Origin of the sequence: uncultured Jannaschia sp. (assembly GCF_947494025.1) — a bacterium.
Lineage (GTDB): Bacteria > Pseudomonadota > Alphaproteobacteria > Rhodobacterales > Rhodobacteraceae > Jannaschia.
In genome coordinates, this window is the sequence record NZ_CANLTQ010000020.1 from 44349 (window position 1) to 52103 (window position 7755).

General features: G+C 60.7%; 14 protein-coding genes. 1 reads left to right on the forward strand and 13 read right to left on the reverse strand.

Features of this window, described 5'->3' with window-relative positions; translation table 11 throughout:
- Positions 1-77: 77 nt before the first annotated feature.
- The 10 genes from Q1B08_RS16310 to Q1B08_RS16355 all read right to left on the reverse strand — a co-directional run bounded on the left by Q1B08_RS16310 (position 78) and on the right by Q1B08_RS16355 (position 5025).
- Positions 78-884 (reverse strand): DUF3768 domain-containing protein, encoded by an 807-nt coding sequence (locus Q1B08_RS16310; RefSeq protein WP_299821274.1) that lies wholly within the window; start codon positions 882-884, stop codon positions 78-80.
- A gap of 194 nt (positions 885-1078) precedes the next feature.
- Complete coding sequence (locus Q1B08_RS16315) at positions 1079-1960, reverse strand: hypothetical protein (protein WP_299821276.1); 882 nt, start codon at positions 1958-1960, stop codon at positions 1079-1081.
- 196 nt (positions 1961-2156) lie between these two features.
- Positions 2157-2453, reverse strand: a complete 297-nt coding sequence (locus Q1B08_RS16320) for a hypothetical protein (RefSeq protein ID WP_299821278.1) — start codon at positions 2451-2453, stop codon at positions 2157-2159.
- 90 nt (positions 2454-2543) lie between these two features.
- Positions 2544-2765, reverse strand: a complete 222-nt coding sequence (locus Q1B08_RS16325) for a hypothetical protein (protein ID WP_299821280.1) — start codon at positions 2763-2765, stop codon at positions 2544-2546.
- Positions 2766-2865: 100 nt separating this feature from the next.
- Positions 2866-2991 (reverse strand): hypothetical protein, encoded by a 126-nt coding sequence (locus Q1B08_RS16330; protein ID WP_299821282.1) that lies wholly within the window; start codon positions 2989-2991, stop codon positions 2866-2868.
- 36 nt (positions 2992-3027) lie between these two features.
- Positions 3028-3234: a hypothetical protein gene (locus Q1B08_RS16335; RefSeq protein ID WP_299821284.1), complete on the reverse strand. Its 207-nt coding sequence runs from the start codon at positions 3232-3234 to the stop codon at positions 3028-3030.
- A complete protein-coding gene (locus Q1B08_RS16340) occupies positions 3221-4168 on the reverse strand; it encodes a zincin-like metallopeptidase domain-containing protein (RefSeq protein ID WP_299821286.1) in 948 nt (315 codons plus the stop codon). The genes Q1B08_RS16335 and Q1B08_RS16340 overlap by 14 nt, the downstream gene beginning before the upstream one ends.
- An 80-nt stretch (positions 4169-4248) precedes the next feature.
- Positions 4249-4566, reverse strand: coding sequence for a hypothetical protein (locus Q1B08_RS16345; RefSeq protein ID WP_299821288.1), 318 nt, complete (start codon positions 4564-4566; stop codon positions 4249-4251).
- Positions 4563-4811, reverse strand: a complete 249-nt coding sequence (locus Q1B08_RS16350) for a hypothetical protein (RefSeq protein ID WP_299821290.1) — start codon at positions 4809-4811, stop codon at positions 4563-4565. The genes Q1B08_RS16345 and Q1B08_RS16350 overlap by 4 nt, the downstream gene beginning before the upstream one ends.
- A gap of 85 nt (positions 4812-4896) precedes the next feature.
- The gene (locus Q1B08_RS16355; protein ID WP_299821292.1) at positions 4897-5025 is read right to left on the reverse strand and encodes a hypothetical protein; all 129 of its coding nucleotides are present in this window, start codon (positions 5023-5025) and stop codon (positions 4897-4899) included.
- 277 nt (positions 5026-5302) lie between these two features.
- On the opposite strand from Q1B08_RS16355, the gene Q1B08_RS16360 reads away from it, so the two are divergent.
- On the forward strand, positions 5303-5827 hold the full coding sequence (locus tag Q1B08_RS16360; protein WP_299821294.1) for a hypothetical protein: 525 nt from the start codon (positions 5303-5305) through the stop codon (positions 5825-5827).
- 82 nt (positions 5828-5909) lie between these two features.
- On the opposite strand, the gene Q1B08_RS16365 is transcribed toward Q1B08_RS16360, so the two are convergent.
- The 3 genes from Q1B08_RS16365 to Q1B08_RS16375 all read right to left on the reverse strand — a co-directional run bounded on the left by Q1B08_RS16365 (position 5910) and on the right by Q1B08_RS16375 (position 7487).
- Complete coding sequence (locus tag Q1B08_RS16365) at positions 5910-6407, reverse strand: hypothetical protein (protein WP_299821296.1); 498 nt, start codon at positions 6405-6407, stop codon at positions 5910-5912.
- Between the two features lie 196 nt (positions 6408-6603).
- Positions 6604-6876, reverse strand: a complete 273-nt coding sequence (locus Q1B08_RS16370) for a hypothetical protein (protein ID WP_299821298.1) — start codon at positions 6874-6876, stop codon at positions 6604-6606.
- A 20-nt stretch (positions 6877-6896) separates the two neighbouring features.
- Complete coding sequence (locus tag Q1B08_RS16375; RefSeq protein WP_299821300.1) at positions 6897-7487, reverse strand: hypothetical protein; 591 nt, start codon at positions 7485-7487, stop codon at positions 6897-6899.
- Between the last annotated feature and the right edge of the window lie 268 nt (positions 7488-7755).

The following is a 7755-nucleotide window of genomic DNA, read 5'->3' on the forward strand; positions in this document are numbered from 1 at the left end:
ACACGAAAAAAGCCCCCATTCCTCTTTCGAGGCGGGGGCTTCGCAGTCGGGCAGAACGGCCGGAAGGGCGTGCGGTCCTACCAATCGGACGGCAGCAGGATCGTCAGCACGCGGAAGGTTCGGACCGGGTCGTCGGGGGCCTCGGAGCCGTAGTTCAGGTCGGACCCGTCGTAGAGGTCCAGTTTGAACCAGACAGTCGTGCCCGCGACCTCGACCGCGCCGAAGTCGTGGAGGCCGTCCGGGTCGTTGTCGGCCGGGAAGTCCGTCACCCGCCCGATGGCGGCGAGACTGGCCTGGACGAATGGCATCCCTTTCGCGTCGACCGCTTGGGTCACAACGGCCCGGCCCCGCAGCACGGGATCGTTCGGGCCGTAGGGTATGGCGAGGCACGCATTGCGGCGGAAGGCGTCGTTCTGCGCGGCCACCTTCGCGGGCTCAGTGACGTATTCGGCGGTGTCGGTCATGGTCTCTCTCCTCTGTCTGGGGACCACGACGACAAAGAGCCGCCTCCGATCTCTCGAAGCGGCCAGGATCGCCTTGAGCTGCTCCAGCGCCTCGGTATCGCCGATGTCACAGAGCCCGTGGATTGCCTCGGCATGTGCCGCGACCCGCTCGCGGACCTCGCGCAGCGCCTTCGGGCGATAGTTCGTCAGCGGCACGACGCAGATGTAGCCCACGTCGCGCTGTGACTCGCCCATGCCGATCTTGTAGGTCTTGAAGACCGAGCCCTCCTCCTGCTCGTAGACCGTCGAGCGGAAGTAGATGCCCTTCGGCTTGGTGCTGTAGTCCCAATAATTGATGCCCCCCTTGTCGTAGGCGACGGACAGCTCGCGGATAAGCGTGGGCGAGATGCGCTTTCTGTGGACGAGGTTCTTGTCGGCCATGAGAGGCTCCGCTCAGAGGGGTTGAGTCCACGCGAAAAGGAGCCCCCTCCACCCTTTCGGGCGGGAGGCTCCGGCAGGCCGGGCGGCGGTTAATTCGTAGCGCGGCCGAGTCTCGGGGAAGGCGCGCGGCGCGGTATGCTCGAAAACCTAGGCCAGGTACGAGCGGCCCTCGTAAGCGTTGGGCTTACCAACCGCTAAACTTGAGCTTTCGAAATTATTTCATTCAAATAATGTAAAGCAATTTCCGTCACGTATAGCATAAAATCAAGAGCTACCAAGAAGATCAGGAAAACCAGTATGACTACCGGAGATTTAAAATCCACAATTATAAGTGTAGTAATACTTAAGGTCGGTATGACTGAAAACAGGAACACAGTTCCATAAAAATATATGAATGACAATATACTTGCCGGACCTTCTCTATCTGGCAGAAAATAACTTGACTCGTATAGGCCATATATTGCAATAAAAAGGAGAACGAAAGAAGCCAGAGCAGCAATTAACAACCTGCTCATGAACACATGGATATTACCGTCAAAAACATTATTCCAAGGTGTTGAAATTATTATATACACTATAATAAGTAACAGAATAACTAACTGCAAATACAATAGGGTTTCTAAAAAATCCAATAGACTATTTTTCTGGGGCACACCAGCTATAGTTGAAGCTGTATAGTATGATAAGAGTATTATCAATGATACAAGACTGACGATTACCGAAGCAACAGACCTGGCGTTGTTACCTTCCTTCATCCCATTTATTTCTCGAATGATAGAAGTAGATTTCTTTTTTAAAGCAAGCCTAGCAGATACTATAAAACAAATAAGAGTTAGGGTCAGCGCATCTTTTGCGGGTTCTCCAAAAGGAAAACTTATCCCTAAAACTCGAAAAAATTCTTCCCACAGTTTCCTGGTTAATATATTCCAGTATAGTATTAAGTTTCGTAGCCATATAGACAAAGCCAACTCGTCCGCTACTCGTGAAAATAGCTCAACTACTGGCATCCATATTAGTAGCCAATAGTATTTAATAAAACCTATATATTTGGGTAGTTCTTCTGGTTTCTCTTTCACTATCTATTCTTTCTGATAGCCTAGTATTGTATTTTATTTCGGGGCAATAGAATTTCTGTAACAATGGTCTGTTTAATAAACTCTAGTTTTCTTATTTACCAGCTATTATTATGTATTATAAAATCATCAGGGCGGTGTAACATTTGCAACGATGCAGGGGCGGACGAAGTAAAACTAATATTTTCATATAAGACGCTTACTCGTAGCGCGGCACGGTCTCAGGAAAGGCACGCGGCGCGGTGTCCTCGAAGACGCAGGCCGAGTACCGTCCGCCCGAGTAGATGACGGACCCGACATCGCGCTTGCCCCGTTGGAGCCGGTCCATCAGCCGATTGGCGCGGGCGGCGAGGTCGTAGGCCGCATCCGCATTCGGCACGACCCGCAGGACGCGGCGCAGCTCGCCGCAATCGTACCACCAGCCGCCTTCCTCCGGGCCGCCATACGCGCGGTCGATCTCGTAGAAGGCGACAATGTGCCGGATGCGGTCTGGCATGAGGGGTATCCTTTCCGGTCAGCTCGGGCCTGAACGAGACGAAGCCCCCACTCCCTCTCGGGCGGGGGCTTCGGGCCGGGGCCGGGTGGTCTAGTGGATCGAGGCGGTCTCCTCCTCGTCGTCGCCGAACGCCGCCGTCCATTCCTCGGCGGTGATCCCCGTCATCACGAACTCGCGGTCCGCGTCGGAGAGATGCGGCGTCGCGTCCTGGATGAACTCGCCCCCTTCCCACGCGGCGAGCTGCGCCGGCGTCAGGTCGATCTCGCGGGTCCGTTCCGTGCCGGTCAGCCGGGAGGTGCGGGTGATCTTCATGGTGTCGTCCTTTCCGTTCGGTCCAAATCCAAACGAAAAGAAGCCCCCATTCCCTTTCGGGCGGGGGCCTCGCAGCGTGATCGAATGGCAGGTGGGGCGGCTACTCGGCGGGGCCGCGTGCGGCGGGATCGTCGCGCTCGAGGCGCTTCTGAGACCAGCGCGCCCAGAATAGACCACCGAACGAGAAGCTCAGCACCATGCCGATGAGGATGAGTTGCCCGGTCATTTGCGTGTCTCCCTGTTCAGGTCGCTGTCTTCCGTTTCAATACGTCCAAGACCAATATAGGCATTTGCGACCATTACGACAGCCACGGCGAGATGTACGATCACCCAAGGCGTGATCGGGACCGTTCCATCCGCCAAGGGCCGCGACGCCGAGCCCGAAGAAGGCAAGCCCGACGGCGTTCGAGATCGTCACGTAGAGCTTTACTCGCTCGTTGTGGATCGCCAGTTCGTCACGTTGCCGCATCGACGATCTCCTTCTGCTTCATGCCCGCTTCGGACGCCGCGACGAGGTAGTCAACGGCCCGCTGCGCATGGGCGGCCGCGGTAAACAGGAACCGGGTGTCGGTCTTCAGTACCTTGATCCACGACGAGATATAGGCAGCGTGATTGTCGATGTGATCGGCATAGAAGCCCATGCGCTGACCCATGAGGGCTTCACTTATGCAGGCCACCAGCTCCTCCTTCGCGTATGCCTCATTGCCGAAGCTGGAGACGCCGAAGCTGCGATCGAGCCGGTGCTTCGCTTTCGTGGCATGGGAAAGTTCGTGGGTCAGGGTAGACATGAATCCGCCCGCGCTCTCGAACCGATCCAGCGGCGGCATGTGAACCTGGTCGAGGGACGGGATGTAGCACGCCCGGTCTCCGCCGTAGCGCACGTCGATGTCGATTGCGTCGAAGAACGCTTGGGCGTCCGGGTCCATCGTTGGACCGTCGTTCGGATCGCCCTCGGGCTCGGGATGGTAGGACGCGTCCAACCCCTCGATCTGGCTGACATGGAACACGCGGTAGGACTTCAGGAAGCGGTAGCTGCCGCCACCGTCGCGCCCCTCGTCCTCGCCAGCGGCGTCACCACCCGCATCGCTCGCTTCCGCGCCGCGTTTTCTTGCGGTGCCATAGTACACGACAATGGAGGACCGCTCTCCGCGGCGGACACTCGCATCGAGGGCCTTGGCCTGCGCGAACGTCATCCAGTAGGGCGAGCTGTAGCCCATCATCGCCGCGCGCAGGCCGAGCAGGAAGGCATTGATGCCCTGGTAGCGTTCGCCGTTGTGGCGTAGCGGCACGCCGCCGCCCGCGATCCGCCACGGCTGCCGCCAAGGCATCGTGCCTTTCTCTAATAGGGCGATGATCTCGTTCGTGATCTCCGTGGCGGGATCGAGCTTCTGCTTCGTGGCCATCGGTCCGGGTCCTTTCTCCGGGGTGAAAATCCACCACGAAAAAAGGCCCCTTTGTCCTCTCGGGACCGGGAGCCTTCGGATCAGCCGGACGGGGGGAGATTGCCGCCCACGCCCGCCGCGCGCAGCCGCGTCACGCGGTTCTTCAGCGCCACGATGATCGGCGTCTGCGGTGCCGCGCCACGCGCGCCCCGGTGGGGCTGCCCGAAGCCAGTGCGACGATAATGCGGCGGGCCCTTCAGCAGCGCGACGATGCGTTCGAGGAGCTGCACGTCCATCTCGGCCTCGATCTCGCCCACCGGGAACGCCCGCATGTGCCGGGCCTCGGCGGCGTACTTCGCGGCCGACAGCCGGCGCTGGTCGATCGCATAGGCCAGCTCCAGCCAGTCCGCGATCGTCACGAGACCGCCGGGGCGCAGGTCTCGACGGCCTCGACCTGCCAGCGGCCGAGATCCGCGTCGTAGCGGATCGTCGCGTCGGCGCCGTGCTGCGTGACGAAGGTGCGATCGGCCGCCATGCGTCGGCACAGGTGCAGGTCGGCCGCGCGGTGGCCGCTCGGGCGCTTGCACCATGCGCCGGCGGCGGCGCGGCATTCGCCGCAGGGCACGGCGAGGACGGGATGCTTGTGTCGGGTGAAGTCGGGCATGAGGGCCTCCATTCTGCTTGGTGCCGCAGCGCCGGATGGGATAGAGGTGCCGTAGCCCCGCGAGGGGCTACGGCGGGGCTCGTCGTCAGACGGTGCCGTGCTGGAGGAGGAAGGCGCGGGCGATCTTGGTGGACAGGCCGCCCTTCCTCAGCAGCGCCCAAGCCTCGGGCCGGCGCGCTGCGATGTAGTCATCGAAGGTCTTCGTTGGTCTCACCCCCTTTCGGAGTTGCTGGTGGGGTCCCGGTGGGGCGTCTTCGTGCGCCCTTGAGCCTGCGCGGGCACGCTCGGCCTCGGCCGGGGCTGGGACGCTGCCCGGCCGGTCTCGCGTGTCGTGGTCCGGTCTCGCCGTGGCGCACCGCTCCCGTCTCTCCCTTCCGGACATTCACCCTGAAAGAAGCCCGCTTTTCCCTCTCCCGCGGGACGGGCGCGGCCGGGCGCACCGCTCGGGTCGGGACACGGCGGCACCGCTTGTCCCGGCGGATGTTCTGTTATTGTTCTCGGCTATGGGAACACGGAGACCACGCCGCCACGAATACGCGCCGCATTGCTTCGCAGTGCGCCTCGCGGCCGAGCCCACGGCCTACCGTTACCTGCCGCCCTATCTCGCACGGCTCCGGGGCGGGCACTATGTCCAGCCCTACAACGCCGTCACCTTCGTCTTCGTCGAGGACCTGGCCGATGCCTGCCGGCTGGTGTTGTCCTGCCTCCAGCTCCGCCTGATCGGGGTGACGGCGGACGACTTCCCGGCCCCGCCCGCCGACATCGGCGGCGAGCATTACGCGGTTCGGCTGGTGATCGCGGTGGAGGGAAAGCGGGGCGATCCGGTGAACCGGCGGACGAGCGACGACCTCGCGGGGGTCATGCACCGTTTCGCGATGTCGAAGGGGCGTCTTAGTTCGGCCGGTGATCCCGTCGTGCGGATGCACCTGCCGACGCTGCGCGAGGCCGTCGATCTGGTCCGGGCCTGCCCGCATCTGCGGCTCGCCGCAGACAAGTGGCGAGGGTCGCTCCGGTAGAGCGGGGCGTGGAAATCATGTGAAGCAGCTGTTCGCTGCGCGACGCCGGAAGGTCTACTGTGCGGGACAAAGTGAACTTTCGTTATAGCCTGCTGGATGTCAGCTCTCGAACATCCTGTTGATCAACATCCCGTCCGAGAAGTTGCTTGTATGCAATCAATTGATCTACAGGCATCACGTCGATTTCGCAGCCCAAGATCGTTCTCGATACGGAAGAGCCGAACTCAATAGACTGATTGATCCACTTTCCAGTTTGCCAGTCCTGAATCATCAAATTTTCACAGTCACCAATCTCGATCTTCTGCCCGTGGTAGTTGATTTTGACGTAGGTTAGGTCCCATGCACCTTCTACAACTGAATCAGGCCCCCAAGTCACGTAACCCTTTACTGTGTCTAAGAAACCGGTCCACCTGGGGTCGCCGAACGGCATATAGAGATCGATATCGTGCAACGGGCGGAAACCGCCGTGTGCCAGCGCTGCCAAACCTCCGACGACCTGATAGGGCAGTTGGTGTTTCTTCGCAGCTTCGGTAAGCCATTTGAGGGCCGAATGCTGTATTTTCGCGTTCTTCTCTAGCAACGAATTATTTCCCGTAAATTGAATTGTCGATAATAGCTACACAGTCGTTTGTTAGCTGGTTGAATTTCAATCGGCCAGTCTGATCAAACGGAGGGCTATCGAAACAGCCGTTGGTACGGCGTGCAGCATCGCTCAAGGTGGGCTCGAAGCAGCTAATCGCCGCAGCAGGGACGAACGGCCGGTTCGGGACCACGCCCTAGTCGATCGCCTCGAACTGGACGCCGGCCCCGTCGCCGAAATACCGGACGTAGCGGTCGAAGATGGCCCGAAACTCGGTCCGCGCCCGCATCGCCTCGTCGTTGAGGCAGTTCAGGTAGTCCTCGGTGCCGTCGATGTAGTCCTGGTACTGCTGGTCGATGAGATCGCGCAGCTCGGGATCGTCCTCGGGCGGCGCATAGGCGAAGGGCTCTTCGGGCGGCAGACATCCGACCTGGGCCGCGGCCAGGGTCGGAGCTGTCGTCATTGCCACCAGCAAGATCGCGACGCGGATCAATCCGTGTAGCGCACGGTCACGGGGACGCCCCGGCCGGTGTCGAACTTCTGCCAGCCTTGCGAATACGCCTGTGGCGTGTCTGGCTCCAGCGTCAGGTTGACCCAGACGTCGGCCCGCTGCGGCGGGGTCTTGTTGGTATAGGTCGTGACGGTGCTGTAGCCCTCGTCGCTGGTCCATCCGGTATGGGAATAGGCCGTGTCGTAGCAGAACGTATTGACGGTCTGACGCCATCCGTTCTCGTCGGAAGAGGTCCGGTGGTAGAGGTGCTTTCCCTCGGGGCATTCCCAGCCCTGCGGCGAGGTCGGGCTCTTCATCGCGTAGTCGATCTCGTAGGCGTCGTACTCCGCGCCGTTCGACATGGCGCAGAACCCGATGGGGGATTTGCCGTCGCGCAGGCGGTCCATCATGTGATCGAAGGCGTCGCTGCATCCGGACGGGAAGCCGCCGGGCAGGCACAGCAGCAGCTTGCAGTCCATGTCGTAGTCCGCAGCCGAGGCCGTGGACGGGGCAATGCTGGCGAGAGCGCCGAGCGCGGCAGCGCCGGCGAGCGCGATCGGGCCGGAGCGGGTGCGGGCAGGGGTGGTCATGTCGTCTCCGGAAAAGAGGGGACAGGGCAGGGCATGACCGGACTCTATCATGAGGAAACGGAACGTGAATCGAGAAACCGCTGAGCTTCACCGATCAACTACGGTTCGGCATCTCACAACTCGGCATGGCGCGCGCTTGCTACGTCAGCCAGCATGTTCGTTGCTGACTACCATAGGCGTCACAGCCATACTGATCCTGCCCCGGGAAAGTGGACGGGGTCATGCCGCCATGCGCTCCATGTCGGCCGGTGAACGGTAGCCTATCGCG

Excerpts from the sequence above, each read along its gene's own strand:
- Q1B08_RS16310 (WP_299821274.1), bottom strand. The coding sequence starts at position 884 with ATGGCCGACAAGAACCTCGTCCACAGAAAGCGCATCTCGCCCACGCTT.
- Q1B08_RS16320 (WP_299821278.1), bottom strand. The coding sequence starts at position 2,453 with ATGCCAGACCGCATCCGGCACATTGTCGCCTTCTACGAGATCGACCGC.
- Q1B08_RS16325 (WP_299821280.1), bottom strand. The coding sequence starts at position 2,765 with ATGAAGATCACCCGCACCTCCCGGCTGACCGGCACGGAACGGACCCGC.
- Q1B08_RS16330 (WP_299821282.1), bottom strand. The coding sequence starts at position 2,991 with ATGACCGGGCAACTCATCCTCATCGGCATGGTGCTGAGCTTCTCGTTC.
- Q1B08_RS16335 (WP_299821284.1), bottom strand. The coding sequence starts at position 3,234 with ATGCGGCAACGTGACGAACTGGCGATCCACAACGAGCGAGTAAAGCTC.
- Q1B08_RS16340 (WP_299821286.1), bottom strand. The coding sequence starts at position 4,168 with ATGGCCACGAAGCAGAAGCTCGATCCCGCCACGGAGATCACGAACGAG.
- Q1B08_RS16350 (WP_299821290.1), bottom strand. The coding sequence starts at position 4,811 with ATGCCCGACTTCACCCGACACAAGCATCCCGTCCTCGCCGTGCCCTGC.
- Q1B08_RS16375 (WP_299821300.1), bottom strand. The coding sequence starts at position 7,487 with ATGACCACCCCTGCCCGCACCCGCTCCGGCCCGATCGCGCTCGCCGGC.